The following is a 21,925-nucleotide window of genomic DNA, read 5'->3' as shown; positions in this document are numbered from 1 at the left end:
TACACATCCATTCTACAACATTCATGCAAATGCTAATGTTAAATGAGTTATATGTTGATATAATAAGATTCAATCCGTCATGGTTGTTTAAGGTTTTACAAGAATGTTTGGAGGAATAAAACATGTATAAACCAATTGAGATTGCCAAGAGGCTTAACATAAGTACAAGCGCTCTGCGCCATTATGAATCCTGGGGAATTGTGCCAAAGGCCGAACGGAGAGAAAATGGGTACCGAATCTATACAGAGGAGCATGCAGCTTATTTTGATTGTATTCGTGCCATGAATGCGGGATTTGGTATGAAGCTGGTACGGGAAATTATGCCAATGATTCAGAAAAGGAACATAACAGAGGCATTATGGAAGGTAAGTGAGATTCATTCTCAGTTATATGAGGATAAAATGAAGGCTGAGCAAGCACTCAAAATACTAGAGCAGGATCGGATCGATGAAGTTGTTAAGCCCATGCCGAAAAAGAATTGGTATTCAATCAGGGAAGCAGCGGAAGCCATTGGTGTTGCCAAATCCACATTAAGACACTGGGAAAAGGAAGGTTTAATTGAGCCGGAGCGGGATCCCGAAAACGGATATCGGAAATATACGATAAATGATGTAAGAAAATTATTAGTCATCCGCACGCTTCAAAACGCTGTATACTCATTGGATGTGGTAAGGGATGTACTAGCTGAACTGGATAAGCATAATCTAGCTGAAGCGATAAGAATCACAAGAGAATCGCTCATGTACCTGGATTATTTAGTGAAGGTACAACTGCGCGGGATGAGTTATTTATATCGGTTATGTGCGATGATAGAAGAGGGAAAAAGCGATTATTCATCTTTAAAGAATTCAACCTGCAAAAATACCCCTTTTTGATCATAGAGCAGGGGTTTTTGCAGATTTTAATACAGAACGATTTACATTACTTATTCCGAACAGATAAACAATATTTTCCATTCACAAGCAATAAAACTATACTCATGATAATAATAGAGAAAAGCTGGGAGTTGCCTGTAGAAAGGGAATAGAGTGTTGAAAGGACAATGGCGAAAATTAAAGCAACACTTAATAATTGATAAGCTTTGTAAAGTCCGATTAGCATGACATGTTTTTCACCTTCATCTGAAATGTCCAAGAGCTTTTCTGAATAATTCGGTTCTGAAATGCTTGGAAGATTCCGTTCAGGATAGACGAGTTGCATTAAACTTGTCATTAAAGCAGTGAGTATATAACTAAGAATCAATGTGACAACCGCAATAATGGTGAAGACTAATTTTTGTGAAGTAATAACAGTTATACATAAAGCTAAAATTGAAAGTGTATTACTCACCTGAACAAAGAAAGAGTAATCCATGAATTTTTTATACATTAATACATCTGCTTCATCTTCTTCATCCCCTGTAAATTGGGTATGATTCAGCTTCTTTATTTGTCTATAAAGGAATACACTCAGTCCCAAAAGGATGAAAATCATGACAAGAATACTGATGACGATTGTATCGGCATAATTTGAGAAGTCAAATGTAAAATAATTTAGCAAAAGTATAGCCACAATAAATCCAACTGCACCACTTATTATTAATTGTATCCAAACTTTTTTCATTACACTTCATCCTCCTCAAACATAAATACATTTTCCACAGGTTCCTTAAAAATACGTGCAATCCGAACGGCAATTAAAAGTGAAGGAATGAATTCTTCACGTTCAATCAAACTAATTGTTTGCCTTGAAACCTTTGCAAGCTTCGCAAGCTGGGTCTGATTTAATCCATCACGTGCCCGAAGCTCCTTAAGACGACTTTTCAAATGGAATCACCTCTTACTTGTATTGTAAACGATAATGTTCATTTTGACAAATATAGTTGTCAGAATGAACATTAACCTAGTCATAAATAGGTGTTTTCAGAATCGCGATTTCCTGGGTAAATACGAAATTCGTAGATACATCTAAGGAATAAGAAGATGTTTTTTAGTCAATCAAAATAAATTGTTTTTAATTGTAATATAGTTGAAAGGACATTTAGTACCAGAAACACAAAAGAACCCACTTTTTAGTCAGTTTTTAAATTGTGTTTTCTTTTTTTGCGCAAACAAACTCAATAATATTTTATAAATTCAATTGTTTTTGTAACAACAATAGTGTATGATGCATAGTATAAAACATATACTGTATGACATATAGTAATAAAAATGAGGTGGGTGAATGAGTCAGTTATTGAATTCATTAACGACAGAACTTAGAAGAGGAACGTTGACATTAGCGGTTTTAAGCCAATTGCAAACCCCCCAATATGGATATTCACTTGTCCAGTTATTAGAGGGATCAGGCATTGCTATTGATCAGAGTACCTTATATCCATTGCTTCGCCGCTTAGAAAAACAGGAGCTGGTGTCGAGCAGCTGGGATACATCTGAGAGCAGGCCGCGTAAGTATTATGTGTTAAGTGACTATGGAGTAGAGGTATTTTTGGAGTTGAAAAAGGAATGGCTTAAAAATTCGAAAGAGCTTTATCGCTTATTAAAGGGGGAGGAAGATAATGAATTTAATTGACGTTTATATTCAGGAGGTTACTAGAAGGCTGCCTGAAAAAAATCGTAAGGATATTGCCCTTGAATTACGGTCAACGATAGAGGATATGCTGCCAGATGATTACAGTGAAGAAGATGTAAAGGCGGTGCTTGAAAAATTAGGAAGTCCGGTCACATTAGCAAGCGGGTATCTAGATCGGCCAATGCACCTGATTGGACCGCGTTATTTCGATGTATATGTAACGTTATTAAAAATGATTTTGCCGATTGCCACGGTCATTTCCTTGATCTCGGTAATTGCTGAATATTTTATTGGTTACAATGGACAGGAAGCAGTCATAAATGTGGCTCTTGATATTACCGGGTTTGGTATATGGAGAATGATTGAAGTTGGAATCCAAACATTTTTTTGGTTAACCGTTGTGTTTGCTTTTATCGAAAGGATAGATAAAGGAAACGATCAGCAGCCATTAACAGCAAGCCTGCAAAAATGGACTCCTGATGATTTGAAAAATATTGCTTATATTCCTAAGAAAAAAGCCATTTCGAAATGTGAGGTATTTGGGGGGTTAATGTGGACAGCGATCTGGGCAACCCTATATTTTTATGCGTACCATCTTGTAGGTGTATATGAAGGTGGCGGAGACGGGCTTGAATTGGTGGCTCCAGCTTTTAATCAAGAGGTGCTGCTTCAGTATTGGCCGATCGTTGTGATTTTAATTGGTTTGGAAATCGCATTATCCATTTATAAATTGGTAAAGGGGCAATGGACGAGAAAAATGGCAATATGCAATACGGTCCTCCAGCTAATTGGAACGGTCGTTTTTATCATCATCTTGCTAAATACAAATATACTAAGTCATGATTTCATTATGTATATGACAGATTTATTTACGATTACGTCAAATGAATTAAAAGCGTGGATCATTGGCGGCGGCATTTTCCTCTTTGCGGTCTCAGCTGCAATCAATGTGTTTGATGGCTTTCGCAAGTCAGGTATTCGTTAAGTGTAATAGAGAAGTATAGTAAGGCAGACCTTGATTTCGATTTAGAGTACAAAACTTCAAGTTGGAATCACAACAGAATTAGCAATTGGTATAAAACGCTCATTGCATTGAAAAGCCTTGGGCGTTATTATTTTGTCTTTATTCCAGCTGTGTTTCTCAGGACAAAAACGTAACCTTTAAAAATACTTTGCAAATGTTTAATAGTCAAGCCCTAGTCAAAACCGAGCAGCAGTGGAACCACTTTGTTTTCATCAGACTTATGAAGGACAAAACCGAGTCGCAGTGAAATCGAATTGTCTTTCATCCGACGGATTTCCACCTCAGCGTATTCTGAAATCAACAAAAAAGAGACAGTCCAACTCTTATGCGACTTGGACTGTTAATAAGTGTTTAATTTAATGTTTATGTTCAATTATGATCAATTTAGAGTGAATGAAATATTTTTAATGCTTGAAACAGATCAAACTGAAGTTTTATTTCTCCACCAACCCAATCAAAAATGCTTCCCATCTTTCACGTTTTGAAAGGGCTTTGAACGCCGCTTTATCAATCCGGCGAGGCTTCATTTCCGTTACAAAGCTGGCTTTGTTTTGCGGCACACGATCAGGTTGAAGCATCATGACTTGTCCGAGTTCGGCACCTTTGGTTATTTCTTGGATACCGTTAAAGCCCAGTCCGGTTTGAATCGTTTGCTTAGTGATTCGGCCATTTTCGTTTAGTCGATATCCGAGATTACTTTTTTTGCCATGAAGCGCTTGATCGGAGAGTGTCGGCACCCCGATTGCTTCCGCTGTCACGACCGAAACCGCAGCCTGTGCGCCGATTGCGACCGTTTCTGATTGCTCTGTCAGTTGGCCTTCAAAAGGGTAGTAATTTTTCTGTCCGATTTCAGGCTCCTTAGCCGGATATGGACTAATTTTTTCCAGCGTTCCTTCAAGCGGCTTTTTCTCTTCAGCCACATTCGCAGTAAACTTCATGCCTGTTTCGGCTTTTTTAAATTGTGCTTCTGTCAGCGCACCCTTTACTGTTAGAGTATGAGAGGCGATGGTGACGACAGGGTTTTCAAGCTTGTCATCGACCTTTTTGACAATCCCATCTATTTCACTGACAAGGACGGCTGTTTCACTTTGCTCGTTAAGATGGCTTAGCTGGCTATCATATTTTTCAACCACTGCTTCGAGCTTGCTTTTTTCGAGCTCCTGTCGGTAAATCTCCTGTTGGATCACACTGATGATCATATCTGAGGAGGCATTTTCATCAATGTTCAGATCTTCATTTAAGTTCTCATTTTCGTCAAAGTTCAGGTCTTCCTCAAATGTGGTCATTGTCTCTATACCTGTTGAGGAAGAGGGGATGGACGCTTGATAATCTTCCAATGAGCTGATGTAGTCATCGATTCCTTCAATTTCACTCTCTGTTTGTTCCTTTTCGGCCTCAAGTGTCTCGCGCAGTTGATCCAGTTCTGGTGTTGTGTATTCTAACAATGGAGTTCCTGTTGTGATTTCATCCCCTTCTTTTACGAGAAAACGCTGAAATTCTTTATCTTCAGGATGAAAATAAACATCAACTTCTTCCTGTGGCTTCATGACGGCATTGGTCTCAAAGGTTTCAACGATATCGTCCTTCTGTACGCGAGTCCACTTTTCAACATGAACGGTATGTTGTACCTTGCTGTCTTCCTTTCCAATTAAAAAGACATTTAAGCCGATGAAGCTAATTGTTACAGCCGTTAATAAGATGATTTTCCATCGTTTCATCACAACCACCCCCTTATAAGGACAGGAACTTCAAGAAATGACATGAAAGCTGTGATCATCCAGATGAAAAGATAGACGAACACGATGAGAATGAGTGTTCCAAATTTATTCTTTTCGGTTAAATTTTTTAGGTAATAATAAAGATAGCAGATCGCTAGAAAGTCAAATAGCGTAATGGCACCGAAAACATGCTGCCAAAAGTCATGGTCGATTATATATTGGCCGATCACGCCGAAGGAAAAGGGATTGCTGAGCTGATTCAAGTCAAAGAAAACAAGCACCGGGATGGTGATCGCTTGTCCGACTAAATGAATCGCAAAGACGAACATTTGCACAATCACGGCCTTCATGTATGAAACATCAAGCATCAGCCAAAAAATAAAGGCGATAAACCAAATAAACAGTGTTGTATATAAAAGGCTTGCAGCAAGGTCCCCGCCAAGGAGCAGGAGTTTGCCGGCTTCGTATTCGGCAATTGTTCTGTCTGTAATGGCGCCGGAATAGGACTCTGTTCCAATTCCGAAATAGGTGCTGATGGCAAAGCTGATTAAACTAAGCAGATATAACCATAACAGTCTAGGAGCCAAACCTGAAAGAGCTTCAGCTTTTTGCAGTTGATAAAGGCTGGTCCCCGGCTGGAAGAGTCCTTTAAATAGTTTCATCTGGTATAACATATATGGTCCCCTTTTTAATAAATAATTCATCACTTCCCATTCTATCTTAGGTTGGAGGAAAAGTGAGTAATTATTTGACATTTTCTATGAAAAATCGGGCAATTGTCACAAAATTAGCAATGTTCGAGAGTAGTAGAGGCTTAAGAAAAGTTGCCGTTTTTCATAAGATTAAATCGAATGTGATAAACTAGGCTATATAAGGAGGGATGTTTGTATGATTAGTGAAAAGCTGGTAAAGGGATTAGTCAAACAGATGAATTATGAGTTTTATTCGGCACATTCTTATTTAGGAATGGCAGCTTATTGCTCAGCAGAGAGCTTGGATGGGTTTGCCAACTTCTTTCTTGTCCAGGCCGAAGAGGAACGTTATCATGCGATGAAATTTTATAACTTTATTAATGATATGGGAGAGCGTGCGATTGTTGAGGGATTTCCTGCTCCGAACAACGAATTTGATTCAGTTCTTGATGTGTTTGAAAAAGGACTTCAGCATGAAAAAGAGGTAACCCGCCGGATTTATGAGCTTGCTGATATTGCTTTAGATGAACGCGAGCATGCGACAATGACCTTCTTGAAATGGTTTATTGAAGAACAGGTTGAAGAGGAAGCAACCTTTGACAATCTTATTCAAAAGCTGAAGCGGATTGAATCTGACAGCAATGCATTCTTCATGCTTGATAATGAGCTTGGGAAACGGACGTTTGTGCCGGAGGGATAGAATGAAGTAGAAATGCCGTCTCAAGGTAAAGGGTGGTTCTCAAAAGAAAAATACCTAATGACAACCACCACCCTGACGGTAGAGGTTGCAGGGAGAAGTGTTGGAGCACTTCTCTCTTTAATTATATTTCCATTATGCTAAAAAAATAAAAGGATCTAAGATTTATTACGACTCTTCCACAATCCTCTCAGATATCCACCCTTGAGTGCCTGACGCTGTTTCAACCTTAAGCCAGATGATTCCCCTGTCATCTGTGGCTTCTTCATCTAAGTAGGTAATCGTTTCATCTGTGTTTAATTCCGCAACAACCTTTCCGTTAAGGGATGGGGTGGCGCGTATGTTTCCACCTTCATTATATTCTTCCTTAAGCTTCAGCTCTGTTCGTTTGACCGATTCTACCGTTTCGAGCAGCTTGCCTGGGAGTTGCGGGAACTCAAAACCGAGGGTTTTCTGAACCTTTTCTTCCAGCACCCATGCATCAAATTTATGCCATGTTTTTGAATAGGCTTGGGTTGGGTTATTGATAATGGCAAGCGGCAAAAGGATGGCTAGAACGAATGCTGCAAATCGAAATGTCCTTTTCAGACGGACTTTGTGCCGCGTTTTTTTCTTTGATAGGCCTTCGGTTTTGCTAAATCCTTTTATGAGAACGGCGCATGTATCTTCCAGAAAATCCACCCAGGCCGGGATGTCGTGGTAGCCTGACAGTCTTCTTTTTGTTAAATAGCGATGCATCCATACCATCAATGGATAGGACAGCAGCTCAATGGCTTTTTTCATAAAGCGGCTGAACCACCCAATCAGCTTCGGAAGGAGGCCGACAAGAAGCGGTCTTGCAATGATAATCCCAAAATAGGTGACGATCGCAATCCTTAACCAAACCGGCAGGAAAGACAGTGGGACCCAAAGCCAAAATACTTGATTGATAATGGTTTCCACGGCTCTTACTCCCCTTTAGTTGTTTGATACATATTCCTTGTTTCATCATATGGGTCAACCATGCTTTGTTCATGTGAATCAGGCATGTCTCCACTCAATGGTTCATGCGGGAAATAGGCTCTTATTTTTGCAAGCTGCTGCTTGACCTCAGCCTCATTAACAGTAGGATCGAGCAACATTTTTCTGACCTGGTCCTGGACTTCAAGGCGGAAAGATTCTTCATGCTGTAATCGGTTCTTCACAATCGCCAAAGCATCTTGATTTTCCTCAGCGATTAATAATGCGGTAAGGAGATCACCTGATTCAATCGCTTCTTGGATGCTTTTTGCCAAAACGCGCGCTTTATTTAGTTTTTTCTCACGGCGGTACAGTTCTAATTCATCCTCTTGATCAATGGCTCTGAATTTCTTATCATGCTCTTGATCATCCTCGCTTTGCTTGACAAGAACATTGATATCCTTAATCGCGACCCCGACCTGTTTTAGACCGGTAACCATTGAGGAATGCTCATGCAGGTCCTCAATATGACGCTTCACCCGTTTAGCTTCCGTGATTGGATAGTCAACAGTGATTTCCTCCAACCAGTATGGAAGCTTCTTTTTCATATAGCTGACAATTTCCCCGGCATCTTGCTGAATCAGCGAAATCGGGTCAACGACCTTGTAATCAATGGACAGGTCAACAAGGAATTGGCGGCCGCGATCCTGTGAAGGAACCTCTTTTTCATAATGAAAATTCAATGTCGACATGTTCACGATATAAACTTTGTTGTATTTTCCTGCGCGCAGATCACTGCGGGAGATGCGGTCGCCGTTTTTCACAACGAGGAAATTATTTTCCGCATTTGTGTAGACAAATGCCTGTGTCATTGAGGATGCTGGCGGCTTTTCAAAAAAGCTAAATTTAACAGGTTGTACATCAATTAAATTCATCTGTTATCCTCCTTTTTTAAAAGTAAGGTATAAAATTTTAACCTAGTTTTTGTGTCTAGCTCCAGCGCCTAGCCCCTCTAGGGACTAACCACTCATGAATTGAAGGCAAAGAACGCCTTCTATTCATGAGCGTCTTATTTGCCTTAGGCTGATCAAGGCGCTTGCGCTTTTCTTATATCACTTATAAAAAGGCTGGTCGTTTAGCAGCTTGTTTTCTCCTAATCTCTTATTCATTCTATGCATGAATGATGTGCTTATGCAAGGTTGAGAGTCCCTGCTTTTATTGTATCAGTCAAGCTGGCGTTGCAAAGTGATGGAGGGAAAATTTAAGAAAGTTTTAAAGATTAGCTTGATGCTGATTAAAAAATGAATTTATTCCCCAAAATGGATAGAAATAATGCAATTATAGGGGATTATGCCATGAAAAGGTTCCTAAAGTTCGGGACAGTAGGTATTTTTAATACATTGATCACCGTTGGCAGCTATTCGCTTCTCGTGATGCTCGGAATGGATTATATTTTTGCCAATATCCTGGCCTATAGTCTAGGTGTAATCAACAGCTATTATTGGAATAAAAACTGGGTGTTTGCAGCAGGGACAGGCAGGCACACCGATTTTTTCATTCGATTTGTTCTTGTCAATCTGATCACCCTTTGCTTAACTACATTCTTTCTTTATTTGCTTGTTGACCGTTTCTCTATGCAGCCGCTGCTTGCCCAGGTGTTTGCAACAGGCTGCGGGTTGGTGGTTAATTATGCTCTTAATCAAAAGTGGACGTTTAAAAAATAAAGGAATTCGAGTGGTGAAATCGCCGCTCGAAGACTGGTCATCGTTTTTGTAGAAAAATCTATGCAGATAGTTGTTCATGCAGGCTAGTGAGTTAACGCTTAAAAGCAGCAATGGATAAAAATTTATAAATATAGTAATAGATTATAATCATAATAGGTGATTTATATAATTGGAACAGCAAAAGGGTGATCAAAAAAATTGTCTAAAATAATACCTATCCCCTCTTTCTACAAAAACAGACATTATTCACCTTGGTCAAAAGTACTATTTTAATAGAATGATTCGGGACTATTACTTCATTTTACCATATTGAAAAGGACTCCTTATTTCGAAGGTCGAAATTCATTTTGTTAGGATTTCGATTAAAGGATAAAGGGGAGATTTGGTTGAAAAAGGGGAAGATGATAAAAACGGCGATGGCGGTGGCGCTTGGGATGAGCACGGTTGCTTTTGGTGCGTTTACGCCTGTTCAAAAGGCGGCTGCAAGGGCGGCGCTAGAGGATGCAACAGCACCATCACTTGGGGCTACAGTAGATGTAAGCATTGCTAATGATGAACGATTAATTGAAATGCTGAAAAAGGAAGGGAAGATTGCGAAGAACGCTAAACCGTCTCAAGCAGAAAAGGTATTAAAAGAGTACCTGAAAAGCAAAGAGAAAGCTGTTACCACTAAGGATAAGCTTCCGAAGCCGATGAAAAAGCTTGAGGGGTCAAAGGAGAAGGTCAAGCAAGGCTTGAAAAATGGAAAAGGGAATAAGCTTGGACAAGCACAGTCGGTTGCTCCAGTGGTTGAAGAGGAGTATTCAGGTGAGGTTCGAAAGGATAAGGTGTTAGTGCTTGCGATTGATTTTCCTGACTACCAAAATAGCTCGATTACAAAAGAAGAAACCGATATGTTTTATGAAAATTATCCGCTTAGTCACTTCCAGGATATGATTTTTGGTGACAAAGGATACGCTGGGCCAAATGGAGAAAACCTTGTTTCAATGAAGCAATATTATGAGAAGCAATCAGGCGGCAGCTATACTGTTGAAGGGAAGGTAGCTGGCTGGTACACAGCTGATCATCCTGCGAAATATTATGGGGAAAATGTTCCCGCTCCCGATGGCAATGATGCGCGCCCGCGTGAGCTCGTTTACGAGGCTTTGAAAAAGGCTGCAAAGGACCCTTCTATCAATCTAACAGAATATGATCAATGGGATCGCGATGATTATGACGGAGATGGTGTGTATGCGGAGCCGGACGGGATTATTGACCACTTAATGGTGATCCATGCCGGTGTTGGTGAGGAAGCTGGCGGGGGCAAGCTTGCAGGTGATGCCATTTGGTCGCACCGTTCAAAGCTTGGCACAGGTCCGGTAGCAGTGCCAGGTGCGACATCTGAAAGTGATCGCTTTGACGGCTTATTAGGAGCTTGGGATTATACAATTGAACCAGAGGATGGCGCGGCGGGCGTGTTTGCCCATGAGTATGGCCATGATCTTGGGCTTCCTGATGAGTACGACACGATTTACAGTGGTGCCGGTGAGCCTGTTGCCTACTGGTCAATTATGTCATCGGGCAGCTGGGCAGGAAAAATTCCGGGTACAGAGCCAACTGGATTCAGCCCATATGCAAGAGAATTTTTACAGGCTGCCCATGGTGGTAACTGGTTAACTGGAACAACCATTGATGAAAAATATATCACGAAAGAAGGATCAACGCTTTTATTAGATGAAGCGGTAACAAAGGGTGTAAATAATGATGCTGTCAGAATCAATTTGCCTGATAAAAAGACCGTTGTCAACACGCCGGTAAGCGGAAAATATGAATACTTCAGCGGCAGTGGTGATGAGCTTAATCATTCGATGACCACGACTATTGATTTAACAAATGCAACAAATGCCCAGCTTACCTTTAAAGCTTGGTATGATATTGAAACAGATTGGGATTACGCGTCTGTTCAAGTGAAAGAAGCGGGCGCAGGCGAATGGGCAACAGTAAAAGGTAATATCACCACTGATGCCAATCCGAATGAGCAAAACCCGGGACATGGAATTACAGGAAATTCGAATGGATGGGTTGATGCAGCCTTTGATCTTTCTGCGTATGCAGGCAAGAAAATTGACGTAAGATTTACCTATTGGACAGATGTAGCCGTTGCGATGCCAGGCTTCTATGTCGATGACATTGCCATTAAAGCGGACGGCAACACACTTGTTTCAGATAATGCCGAGGGGGCTTCCGCATTTACATTAACTGGCTTTAAAAAGGATGAAGGGTATTTTTATTCTGAAAATTACTATCTATTAGAATGGAGAAGTCATCATGATGTTGATAAAGGCTTGGCACATATTAGCCGCGGCGCAAGTCTCATGAAATATGACGAAGGCCTTGTAGTTTGGTATGTGGACAAATCTTTTGACAATAACTGGACAGGCGTTCATCCTGGAGAAGGCTTCCTTGGAGTCGTAGATGCTGATCAGCGGGCAAACTACTGGAGCGACGGAAGTGTCGGTGCTGCGCGCTATCAACTGCATGACGCTGCATTTAGCCTGCAAAAATCCAGCAAAATGTTCTTGGATTATTCAAGTATTAATGGTCTAACAATGAAGGATAACCATACAAAGCGAAATCCATTATTTGATGATCGCAAAGATTACAGCAACAAAGGCCTTATTGATGCAGGGCGTATTCTGCCAAAAGAAGGCCTGAAATTCCGCGTTGTTGGTGAGAGTAGGGATGGGTCTGTTGGTAAGGTATTGATTTATAAATAAGGATGACATGAAGGGATTGAACCAGTAGAGGGTTCAATCCCTTTTCATCTTTTTGCCCTTGGAATTTGCTGTTATTCAATCGTTTATAAAGCCAAATAACGCAGCATACGAAGCAGTGTAGCAATGTCTGACCGTTGGTAATAATCTTCTGCTACCGAAAATGAAAAAATAACAGTTAAAAAGATATAGACAATTTTGAATAGCATATGTATACTATGTATTAGGTCAACTTAGTATACAAGTATATGACATTCTAATCTAACAGGATTGGAAACAACTACTGAATGATGGAGGTGGATAGCGATAATATAATAGTTTTAATGTGATAAGTTTTTCGTATTTTTACCGATCTTGTCAACTATGTTAAGGTTTATTTTTTTTAACGCTTTATGATAGCGGTTTCAAAAAGGGATTAAATGGATTTGGTAATCATTTGTTAAAAATGGTGTTCTCTCTTTTTGGCTTAGGACAAGAATATGAAACATCATTCGCTAAGGAAGAGATAAGGCAGAAACCAGTACAAAAAAATAATGGAATGCCTAATCTTAAAAACGATCGAAATGTGCAGGATAGGAACCAATGAAAATCAGCAAGTATACAAATATAAAAAGGAGGGGTTATATTGGGAGACTCAGTTTCGGTAATTGTTGTGGCTGTTCTTGCAATTGTACTCTTGTTATTTCTAGTTTTACGTGTAAAGATGCAGGAAGTTCTTGCCTTGCTTCTCGTTAGTATATTTGTAGGTATTGGTGTTGGAATGCCGCCTCAAGAGATTTATGCGGCCATGGAAAAAGGGATGGGCAGTACCCTTGGATTTCTTGCAGTTGTTATTGGGTTAGGAGCCATGTTTGGAGAAGTGCTTAAAGTTTCTGGCGGTGCTGAACGTCTTGCTTCAACCCTTTTTAAAAAATTTGGGGAAAGTAAAGTGAATTGGTCACTAGGGTTTGTAGGGATGATTGTTGCTGTACCTATCTTCTTTGAAGTAGCAATCGTTATTTTTGCCCCTTTAATCCTTAGTATGGCACGAAATTCGAAAAAATCTATCTTATACTTTGTTCTTCCGCTTATGGCAGGGATCGCTACTACGTTTTCGTTAATTCCTCCAGCCTCAGGGGCGCTTGCTGGTGCTACAATCTTAGGAGTTGATTTAGGATGGCATATTTTACTTGGAGCCATTGTAGGGATACCAGCAATGATTATTGGCGGGCCACTTTTTGGTAGTTTTATAGCTAAAAAAATGAACGTTGAACGTGCGATATCGGAAGTTGCTGCTACTGTAGAAGCAGAAGTAGACAGCAAGAGGGAAATTCCAAGTTTTGCAAGTGTTGTGTGGATTATCTTACTTCCACTATTTTTGATGGTCGCCAAAACGATTGCAGAAAATGTATTAGCAGAAGACAGTATGGTCAGAGGGATTTTAACCTTAATCGGTCATCCTTTCGGTGCTTTGACGATTGTTGCTCTATTAACCATTTATCTATTTGGAACAAAAAAAGGATATTCCAAGCTTGATATACAGCAAATTACGACAAAAGCTCTCGAACCTGCAGGTCTAATTATCTTGATTACCGGTGCAGGATCCGTTTTCGGCGAAGTATTAGTAAGCTCAGGTATCGGTGACATTATTGCCAATGCTGTTGCTGGATCAAGTCTTCCGATTATTGTATTTGCCTATTTGACTGCGGCATTGATTCGTGCTGCTCAGGGGTCAGGAACAGTTGCTATCGTGACTGCGGCAAGTCTGATCTTACCTATTATTAAACTTCAGCCAGTGTCAGAGCCAATGCTGGCATTAATTATAGTAGCAATTGGTTGTGGAGCGATCATGACTTCCCATGTGAATGATTCAGCATTCTGGATGATTAAGCGTTATTTTGGTTTAACCGAAATAGAAACATTAAAGTCATGGACTGTTGCTACAGCCATTATTTCAATTGCGGGTTTTATTCTTTGTCTTGTGATCAGCATGTTTTTGTGATGTGAAAAGGATCTTCTCTTAGAAAAATCGTAAATTCCCTTTAAGCATTTGATAAAATGAGGGAAGGATTTAAGATCATAAATGTTTTTAATAGAAGGGTTAAAATGTAAACGGTGTCAATTGGTTGGTGTATACCCTAATTACGACTTAACTTAGTATACAAGTAGATAATCTATTAAGTTTATAAGGTTTAAATGTAAAAATATCCTATTTGGGATGATAGAAATGAAACATATAAGTAAATTATCAAAACAGCTAAAGAATTGCTTGCATCATCATAACATTTTTAAAAGGTGAGGAGAGAATAAGCATGTTTCAATTAAATGATCGAGTAGCAATCGTTACAGGAAGCGGTTCAAAAAAAGGGATTGGACGTACCATTGCCCTAACACTTGCAAAACAGTGCGCAGCTATTGTAGTTGCTGATTTAAATGCAGATGGAATTCAAGATACTGTTTCTGCAATTCAGGAAGAAGGCGGAAAAGCATTAGGGGTAGAACTGAATGTAACGAGCAAAGAATCAGTTGATGCAATGGTTAAAAAAGTACTAGCGGAGTATGGACGTATTGACATTCTTGTTAATAATGCGGGGATTTCACAAAAAGTTACTGTTGAAGATATGACGCTTGAAGATATGACAAGAATCTTTAATGTCAACATGTTTGGATTATTCTTATGTACACAAGCTGTACTAGAAACGATGAAAAAACAAAAGTTTGGTAGAATTGTAAGTCTTTCCTCTGTATCTGCAAAAAGAGGAGGAGGGGTATTCGGCGGGGCACACTATTCTGCATCTAAAGCTGCTGTTTTAGGATTCTCTAAAAACTTAGCTCGTGAAGTTGCAACAGAGGGCATTACTGTTAACTGTGTTGCACCAGGTCTTATTAATACTGAGATTTGGAAATCACTTCCGGAAGAAGATGCGAAAAAAGTTATTTCAGCTATACCAATGGGCAGACCAGGTGAAACAGAAGAAATTGCATCAACCATTGCTTTCTTAGTTTCAGAAGAAGCTTCTTATATTACAGGTGAGGAAATCGATATTAACGGTGGGTCACATATGGATTAATTAGTCACTATTATGAAACAGGCATTCCAGAATGGGATGCCTGTTTTATGTATACACACATTGATTATCATCACATGATATTCTGATTGGGCATGCCCTATCCTTTACTTTTGGAGTCATAAGGTCATCGGTCTTATAGAGTCTATGTGGTTGCTATAAATGAAAGAAATCGGTATAATGATAACGTTTAAATAGTGTATTGAAAATAAGTAAATAACGATCGAAAGAAGTGGTTTACATTAAATTTAATCCAGTTTCTAGTAATAAATTATATGTCCAAATTTACAACCAAATTCTTTCAGAAATACAATCCGGTTCATTTGAAATAGGTGATAAACTCCCTGCTGAGAGAGAGCTTTGCGAACAGTTTGGTGTTAGTCGCGCTCCCATTAGACAAGCGCTTAGTGCACTAGAGTTAAATGGGTATATTTATTCCCGCCAAGGTGAAGGGGTTTATGTTAAAAGTAAACAATCAGCTTCTGAAAGTCAAAATTTAGCCATAATAGTTGAGGCCGTATCCCCGGAGGATATTGTCGAAGCAAGAATGAATATCGAGCCGCTTATAGTAAAATATGCAGCTCTCAGAGCCACAGAGGAGGATATTGAGGAACTGCGTTCTACTATTAAAAAGATGGAGGAAGAGACTGAGGCCGGAATCTATGTTCCTGAAACCGATGAAAAATTGCATAAAGGGATCGCAAAGGCTTCTCATAATGATTTATTTATTAATTTTATGGCAGCGATCAGCAATGCAATGGAACAGCAAAAAATGTGGAAATTTATTCGGGATCGTACGGTAACTCGACCTGATTATAGAGAAGTTAATTTTCATGAGCATAAATTACTTATAAAAGCGATAGAAGAACATAATGAAAAAGAAGCAGTCAAACTAATGACCGACCATATGCAAAACTTATATAATCGGTATTGGAAAGTTTAATAGTCCGCAAATTCCCCTATGGTAAACTTTTGCTATTCCTCGTTTTTAGAGGAATTATTTTTTTGCACTTTAAAAAGTATAATGGAGCGTAGAAGGGAAAGCGACGTAGTGGCCAATTTTAAGTATAAAGGATAGGGGCAACTGCGCCTTTGCCTTCACCTTCCAGCGGGTTTCCCTTATCAACCGAAAAATTAAAAACATCGCCTTTTAATCAATCAAATGCTTTCAGTAAATTAAACACACGTTATGTACTGCTTGTTTGACATCCACCAGATAACCATTGAATCTTCCATAAGTTTTCAACCTTGTGTTAAAATGTTTGTCCCTTTTCCTTGCTGTAACATGTTTAAAGAGTATTCGTCTCATATTCTTGTTTCCTTTTTACTTCAAAATTAGCAAGTTTCTCTTAGTATTGAACTAAACCACTGTGATCAAGCTTTTCCTTTCCCTCTCCTTTTAACGTGTAGATCTATATAATAGAGATTCGAGACAAAATTGATTTTTAACTTCTTTTATTTAACAAGCGAAAAAAAGGGATATTTAATCCTTTTTAATTACCGATAACATCGCTTTTAGTGACTAGATTTGTATAGAGCATACATTCCTCGACCCTTAAAAGTATTGAGTATAGCAAAGTTGGGGAGGATGAATAACTAGATAAGAAGTATAAGCGCTCACTGTCAAACAAATTTATAGATCAAACCATGTATTGTGATAAAGGAATGAGGGGCCATTAGACAATGGAGAAAGAAAAAATTAGTGTTATTCAACTATTTGCCTTGATGTTTCTATTGGATATGGGGACTACACTGGTTGAAAGTCATGGAATATCCGCCCAAAAAGACGCATGGCTGGCCATTCTTTTAGGGATGTTCGGGGGAATTGTCTTATTTTTCATTTACTACTTTTTATTTCGTCAATATCCCAATTTGCCCCTTACTGGACTTACTAGAAAAATATTTGGTAAATACCTGGGATGGATCATTGGTCTGTTATACATTCTCTACTTTTTGATGATTGCTGCCGATAATGTACGTGACTTCGGGGATTTGCTGCTTACCTCGGCAATGACAGAAACACCGTTATTAGCAATCAATCTCTTGTTCGTTCTTACGATGTGTTATGTACTTTATCTAGGGATTGAAGTATTAGGGCGAACAGCAGAGGTCTTCATTGTTATTTTACTTGTGTTAGGAGCAATAGGGAATTTTTTCGTCCTTATTTCAGGTAATGTTGATCTTCATAATTTGCAACCATTTTTGGAAAATGGATGGAAACCAATCTTAACTGCATTACCAGAGACTAGCAATACTCCTTTTGGTCAAATGGTTGTCTTTATGATGCTGCTACCTTATTTAAATCGTTCCGGATTAGTAAAAAAAGTGTGGTTGTCTGCGTTGATTTCAAGTGGTCTTATCTTAAGTTGGACAATAAGTTTAAATGTCGCTGTTCTTGGCGTTGAAGAAGTGGAGAGATCTACGTTTCCTTTGTTGTCAACCATCGGAAAGGTCAACCTTTTCGAGTTTATTCAACGACTTGATTCTATTGTTGTTTTTACTTTGTTGATTACGGTGTTTTTCAAAGCATCCATCTTTTTTTATGGTGTCCTAATTGGAATCGTAGATTTGTTCAGGTTAAAAAATCATCAACAAATTGTTTTACCAATTGGTTGTATTCTCCTTTATTGGTCAATGATTAGGGCATCCGATTTTTCGGAACACATAGAGGAAGGTAGTTATGTTAGCAGTTACGTTACTGTTTATTTTCATATTGCTTTTCCATTGCTAATGCTGCTTGTTGCCTTGATTCGCAATCGTTTCAAAAAGAAAGTTAGATCCAAATCAAATGCATGATAATAGTTATAATGCTATATTCCAAAGCCATCGGGTTTAAACAAATACCGAGGTTTTTTTGATTACTGATCATCGTTATGGTGACAACATACCTTTTTTTATAATAAATGATTGAATAGCTTCTATCCCCCACCAATAGGCAAAAAACAATAGCTCTGTTGAATACAGCACCAGCAGATTTCACTCCGACTTTAACTTGAAAAGAGTGTGCTTTTTCCATTCCAAACGTATCGTGAAATGCATCCTTGATTAAAGAAACTTCTGTTATATTTTCATCTACTCAACGATTTTCGGAGTCAGTTTCTTAATGATTATGTTGACAGTTGAAGTTAATTGAAGATAAAATATACATATATTGGTGTATTAAAGTATTGATACACAATTTTATCACTAGTGTATTATAAGTTTAATACACTAACTACATATTTTTTTATCAAGTGTGTATTAATGGGTTAGTACACTTGATAAAGGAATTTAGGAGTTGGGTTTATGAATTTTAATCATCGCGAACCTGTCTATGTACAAGTCATCCGCCATTTTAAAGAGCAGATTGCAACAGGGCGACTTGAGTCGGGTCAAGAAATTCCGTCGCGCAGGGATTTGGCAAACAAGTTGAAAATTAATCCGAATACGGTTCAAAGAGCTTATAAAGAGATGGAGGAACAAGGTTTGATTTATACGGAACGAAATGTACCAAGTCGTATCACAAAAGATGAAAAAGTTTTACGTGAAGTGAGAGAAGAACTTATTTTAAATGCTGTAGAATCCTTCATAACATCTATACGTTCTATTCAAGTTCCACTGGACGATGTTTTGGAACTAGTAAAACAAAAATATAAAAATGAACAATGAAACTGGGGGATCAAAATGATTGAACTTAAGAATATAGCGAAAAAATTTGGACGAAGGAAAGTTTTAGAGGGTGTTTCTTTTACTGCGAATAAAGGGGAAATAACTTGCTTAATTGGATTAAATGGTGCAGGTAAAACAACAATCTTAAATGCCATCATGGGATTAACTCCTATTCAAGATGGGGAGATTCTTATAAATGGAGAAAGAATACATAAAGAAAGCTACGAAAAAATTTGTTATATTCCAGATGCGATTACCATGTTACCACAAATGAAAATTTCAGAAGCGATGAAGTTTATGGATGATTTTTATTCTGGTTGGAATCAAAAAAGAGCAGATGATCTACTGGAGTTTTTTTCATTAAGCAAAAATGAACGGATTTCTAGGTTATCAAAAGGGAATGTCGCTAAAGTAAATATTCTTCTTGGCTTATCACTTGATGTAGATTTTATTTTAATGGATGAACCTTTTTCAGGAATCGATTTGTTTAGTCGTGAACAAATAGCGGATGTATTTACTAGCCATCTTGTAGAAAATCGCGGAGTGATTATTACAACACATGAAATTAATGATATTGAACATTTAATTGATAAGGTGATTTTATTGAATGATGGAACGGTTTTGAAAGAATTCCGAACAGAAGATGTTCGTGAAAATGAAGGGAAATCTGTAGTGGATGTCATGAGAGAGGTGTATCAAAGATGAGCAAATATTTTAAGTTAGTCCACTTTGAATTTAATCGTTTTGCGAACATGTACTTTATTTTAATCGGGATCACTATTATCTCACAATTAATAGGCGTTTTCGTATCAGCAAAAAGTTATGTGAATACAGTCAATGAAATGATCTATCAGGGATCATTATCACAAGAGGAGTTTCTTAATCAATATGGAAGCATGTCTTTGCAACATTTTATTGACAGTTTCTGGTTTGTAGGACCAATTGCTTTATGTATTGTAACATTATTAATTTATTTATTTTTTATTTGGTATCGCGATTGGATAGGAAAAAACACGTTCATTTACCGTCTATTAATGTTGCCAACTGCACGCATTCATCTTTATCTGGCGAAGGTAACCACTATTATGATCATGGTTTTTGGATTAATCGCATTACAACTATTATTACTGCCAGTTGAAAATAACATCCTACAATTGATTGTCCCGGCTGATTTCAGAACAGATCTCACGGTGCATGAGACGTTTATGTATAACAGGTTTACAATTTTATTTCCGAAAACATTTATGGAGTTTTTCATTCATTATGGTATTGGTTTTCTAGTTGTGATGGTTTTATTCACCGCAATCTTATTTGAACGAAGTTTTCGTTGGAAAGGAATTGCTCTTGCCGTTATCTATTGTTTGGTATCTGCATTTGTTTTTCTTTCACCATTGCTTATACATACCTTTCTATTAGTCAATTATTTTTATCCTATTGAATTATTAGGACTAGAATTAATTACAGGACTAATTGTTATTGCGGGATCGATTTGGATGAGCCATTATTTATTGAAAAATAAAATAACAGTTTAGGAGAATGAACATGAATCGATATTGGAAGCTGATTTCAATTGTACTTATCACCGTTTTCGTAATTGGTTTCTTTTATATTCAATCAAGTACGGCGATGAGTAATAATCCGGAATTTATTATTAAAAAGGTGAGTGGAAGTGATGATGAAGGGAAAAAACTTAGCGTTTTTGGCGAGTATATCACTCAAGGCAGACATCAAGATACTGTTCGCATTGATGAACAGGAAACTATCTATACAAATGAACTCTCCTATATTGAAAGTTTAAACGGAGTATATAATACACCTGAAATAAAACTACTGCAACGGAATTATCGAAATTTCATGCGCGGAAAAGAATTAAATCCGACTTTGTTTTATGAGGACGAAGCTTATTTAGCTTATGCGAATATCGAAGGGGATTATTATGAACTAGATCATAGACCAAGTAATTTTACATTTGAACTTGAAGTGTTAGACAAAGAATCAAAGGAGGTTACATCAATAAACGAGACTCTACCAAAACAGAAAGAATATAGCTTTGCATATGTTGTTGATGTACAAAAGCTCGATGACAAGCTAAAAGTACTTGTTCAGATAGAGTCAGCTATAAATCAAAGTTATGAGACTGTTGAAGAAATCCACATCTATACATTTGATCTTAAAAGTCAAACTTTAATTGGTGATGATATTGTCGTGTCTTCTGGCAGCAGTCAACAAAATGAGAATTCAACGATCTCGAATCGCCTGTCTATTTTTAATGATTTAGAAACTATTCAACCCCAACATTATCTGTTAATTGAGAAAGTAAAAGTCAAAGAAGTTCAAGAGGGTGATGAGTCCAGTACAGAAGAAATCGATCAAACATTTACGTTATATAATTATGAAACAAATGAGCATAAAGAATTATTTAATGAAAAGCAACAAATGGATTTTGAGAATATTTATCTTTATGGTTCAACGATTTATTTTATAAATATAACTGCAAATGGTCTTGAAATCCTTCCATATCAAATAGAGAACCGGAAATTTTCGACAAAACAAACGATCGACATCAACATACCGGAACGATTGGACGAAAGCGGCTCTTCAACGATCAAACTCAAAAATAATAGAATGTATGTTGTCAGTCCTTACAAAGATTTAAAAACAGAGGCAGTCATATTGGTTGCTGATTTGAAAACATGGAAAACAGTATATGAAGGTGCAATTGAAGCAACAAATAGTAGTAAAAGCGAGGAAGATTACACGTTACGTATTAATTCTTTAAATATAGAATAAGGATCTTTTTTCCTTCTAATTTATTTTTAAAAAGGAGAACATAATAATTGAAATTCTCTTTTGAAAAACAAATAGGTGATGTGTTTATAGAAGCAGATACAACGGTTATGGGAGAAATTGTGGGCAATGTTGTCGTTTTATCAGGAGCTAAATTAGAGTTAATAGCTCCAGTGAAAGGGAACGTTACATTAATGAAGTTCTCCAAGGCTTTGATTAGAGGGCAAATAAGAGGAAATCTGTACGATGAAGGTGCTGAAATAGAAGAACTTGCAAGTAATGTGAAAGGACATATAATCCATAAAAGATAAACGTGGATCTTTGGACAAGAAAACTTGTGAAACCA

The 21,925-nt window shown here is 38.0% G+C and carries 21 protein-coding genes; 15 read left to right on the top strand and 6 right to left on the bottom strand.

Annotation, left to right across the window (positions count from 1 at the left end; all coding sequences use genetic code 11):
* The first annotated feature begins 122 nt into the window (after positions 1-122).
* Positions 123-875 (top strand): MerR family transcriptional regulator, encoded by a 753-nt coding sequence (locus ACSVDH_RS26760; RefSeq protein WP_439250527.1) that lies wholly within the window; start codon positions 123-125, stop codon positions 873-875.
* A gap of 46 nt (positions 876-921) precedes the next feature.
* Here ACSVDH_RS26760 and ACSVDH_RS26755 read toward each other — a convergent pair whose 3' ends face one another.
* Together ACSVDH_RS26755 and ACSVDH_RS26750 are read right to left on the bottom strand one after the other, a co-directional pair.
* On the bottom strand, positions 922-1,602 hold the full coding sequence (locus tag ACSVDH_RS26755) for a DUF3169 family protein (RefSeq protein WP_439250526.1): 681 nt from the start codon (positions 1,600-1,602) through the stop codon (positions 922-924).
* On the bottom strand, positions 1,602-1,805 hold the full coding sequence (locus ACSVDH_RS26750; RefSeq protein ID WP_046512878.1) for a helix-turn-helix transcriptional regulator: 204 nt from the start codon (positions 1,803-1,805) through the stop codon (positions 1,602-1,604). The genes ACSVDH_RS26755 and ACSVDH_RS26750 overlap by 1 nt, the downstream gene beginning before the upstream one ends.
* Before the next feature lie 397 nt (positions 1,806-2,202).
* On the opposite strand from ACSVDH_RS26750, the gene ACSVDH_RS26745 reads away from it, so the two are divergent.
* Entirely contained in the window at positions 2,203-2,550 is a 348-nt protein-coding gene (locus tag ACSVDH_RS26745; RefSeq protein ID WP_299092897.1) for a PadR family transcriptional regulator, read from the top strand.
* Complete coding sequence (locus tag ACSVDH_RS26740) at positions 2,537-3,535, top strand: HAAS signaling domain-containing protein (RefSeq protein WP_439250524.1); 999 nt, start codon at positions 2,537-2,539, stop codon at positions 3,533-3,535. Before ACSVDH_RS26745 ends, ACSVDH_RS26740 begins: the two co-directional genes overlap by 14 nt.
* A 473-nt stretch (positions 3,536-4,008) precedes the next feature.
* Here ACSVDH_RS26740 and ACSVDH_RS26735 read toward each other — a convergent pair whose 3' ends face one another.
* Together ACSVDH_RS26735 and ACSVDH_RS26730 are read right to left on the bottom strand one after the other, a co-directional pair.
* Complete coding sequence (locus tag ACSVDH_RS26735; protein WP_439250522.1) at positions 4,009-5,292, bottom strand: efflux RND transporter periplasmic adaptor subunit; 1,284 nt, start codon at positions 5,290-5,292, stop codon at positions 4,009-4,011.
* Entirely contained in the window at positions 5,292-5,966 is a 675-nt protein-coding gene (locus tag ACSVDH_RS26730) for a hypothetical protein (protein ID WP_439250521.1), read from the bottom strand. The genes ACSVDH_RS26735 and ACSVDH_RS26730 overlap by 1 nt, the downstream gene beginning before the upstream one ends.
* A 214-nt stretch (positions 5,967-6,180) precedes the next feature.
* Here ACSVDH_RS26730 and ACSVDH_RS26725 point away from each other — a divergent pair, with 214 nt between their 5' ends.
* Positions 6,181-6,684, top strand: a complete 504-nt coding sequence (locus tag ACSVDH_RS26725; protein ID WP_299092893.1) for a ferritin — start codon at positions 6,181-6,183, stop codon at positions 6,682-6,684.
* A gap of 165 nt (positions 6,685-6,849) precedes the next feature.
* On the opposite strand, the gene ACSVDH_RS26720 is transcribed toward ACSVDH_RS26725, so the two are convergent.
* Both ACSVDH_RS26720 and ACSVDH_RS26715 read right to left on the bottom strand, forming a co-directional pair.
* Entirely contained in the window at positions 6,850-7,623 is a 774-nt protein-coding gene (locus tag ACSVDH_RS26720; protein WP_439250520.1) for an SH3 domain-containing protein, read from the bottom strand.
* 5 nt (positions 7,624-7,628) lie between these two features.
* Positions 7,629-8,555 carry a hypothetical protein gene (locus tag ACSVDH_RS26715; RefSeq protein ID WP_439250519.1) on the bottom strand — a complete coding sequence of 309 codons (927 nt, stop codon included), beginning with the start codon at positions 8,553-8,555 and terminating at the stop codon, positions 7,629-7,631.
* A gap of 420 nt (positions 8,556-8,975) precedes the next feature.
* On the opposite strand from ACSVDH_RS26715, the gene ACSVDH_RS26710 reads away from it, so the two are divergent.
* The 11 genes from ACSVDH_RS26710 to ACSVDH_RS26660 all read left to right on the top strand — a co-directional run bounded on the left by ACSVDH_RS26710 (position 8,976) and on the right by ACSVDH_RS26660 (position 21,890).
* Entirely contained in the window at positions 8,976-9,344 is a 369-nt protein-coding gene (locus ACSVDH_RS26710; RefSeq protein WP_439250517.1) for a GtrA family protein, read from the top strand.
* Between the two features lie 386 nt (positions 9,345-9,730).
* Positions 9,731-12,100: an immune inhibitor A domain-containing protein gene (locus tag ACSVDH_RS26705; protein ID WP_439250516.1), complete on the top strand. Its 2,370-nt coding sequence runs from the start codon at positions 9,731-9,733 to the stop codon at positions 12,098-12,100.
* Between the two features lie 622 nt (positions 12,101-12,722).
* Positions 12,723-14,078 (top strand): GntT/GntP/DsdX family permease, encoded by a 1,356-nt coding sequence (locus ACSVDH_RS26700; RefSeq protein ID WP_439250514.1) that lies wholly within the window; start codon positions 12,723-12,725, stop codon positions 14,076-14,078.
* Positions 14,079-14,388: 310 nt separating this feature from the next.
* The gene (locus tag ACSVDH_RS26695) at positions 14,389-15,147 is read left to right on the top strand and encodes an SDR family NAD(P)-dependent oxidoreductase (RefSeq protein ID WP_439250513.1); all 759 of its coding nucleotides are present in this window, start codon (positions 14,389-14,391) and stop codon (positions 15,145-15,147) included.
* A 229-nt stretch (positions 15,148-15,376) separates the two neighbouring features.
* A complete protein-coding gene (locus tag ACSVDH_RS26690) occupies positions 15,377-16,087 on the top strand; it encodes a FadR/GntR family transcriptional regulator (protein WP_439250512.1) in 711 nt (236 codons plus the stop codon).
* A gap of 740 nt (positions 16,088-16,827) precedes the next feature.
* Positions 16,828-17,940 (top strand): GerAB/ArcD/ProY family transporter, encoded by a 1,113-nt coding sequence (locus tag ACSVDH_RS26685; protein ID WP_439250511.1) that lies wholly within the window; start codon positions 16,828-16,830, stop codon positions 17,938-17,940.
* Between the two features lie 489 nt (positions 17,941-18,429).
* Entirely contained in the window at positions 18,430-18,792 is a 363-nt protein-coding gene (locus tag ACSVDH_RS26680) for a GntR family transcriptional regulator (RefSeq protein ID WP_439250510.1), read from the top strand.
* A 15-nt stretch (positions 18,793-18,807) separates the two neighbouring features.
* A complete protein-coding gene (locus tag ACSVDH_RS26675; protein WP_439250509.1) occupies positions 18,808-19,497 on the top strand; it encodes an ABC transporter ATP-binding protein in 690 nt (229 codons plus the stop codon).
* On the top strand, positions 19,494-20,324 hold the full coding sequence (locus tag ACSVDH_RS26670; protein WP_439250508.1) for a hypothetical protein: 831 nt from the start codon (positions 19,494-19,496) through the stop codon (positions 20,322-20,324). The genes ACSVDH_RS26675 and ACSVDH_RS26670 overlap by 4 nt, the downstream gene beginning before the upstream one ends.
* Positions 20,325-20,334: 10 nt before the next feature.
* Positions 20,335-21,582, top strand: coding sequence for a hypothetical protein (locus ACSVDH_RS26665; RefSeq protein WP_439250507.1), 1,248 nt, complete (start codon positions 20,335-20,337; stop codon positions 21,580-21,582).
* A 47-nt stretch (positions 21,583-21,629) separates the two neighbouring features.
* On the top strand, positions 21,630-21,890 hold the full coding sequence (locus ACSVDH_RS26660) for a hypothetical protein (RefSeq protein ID WP_439250506.1): 261 nt from the start codon (positions 21,630-21,632) through the stop codon (positions 21,888-21,890).
* Positions 21,891-21,925 lie beyond the last annotated feature (35 nt).

This window comes from Metabacillus sp. Hm71 (genome assembly GCF_051842955.2).
Lineage (GTDB): Bacteria > Bacillota > Bacilli > Bacillales > Bacillaceae > Metabacillus.
This window is presented reverse-complemented; position numbering and strand designations above follow the sequence as displayed.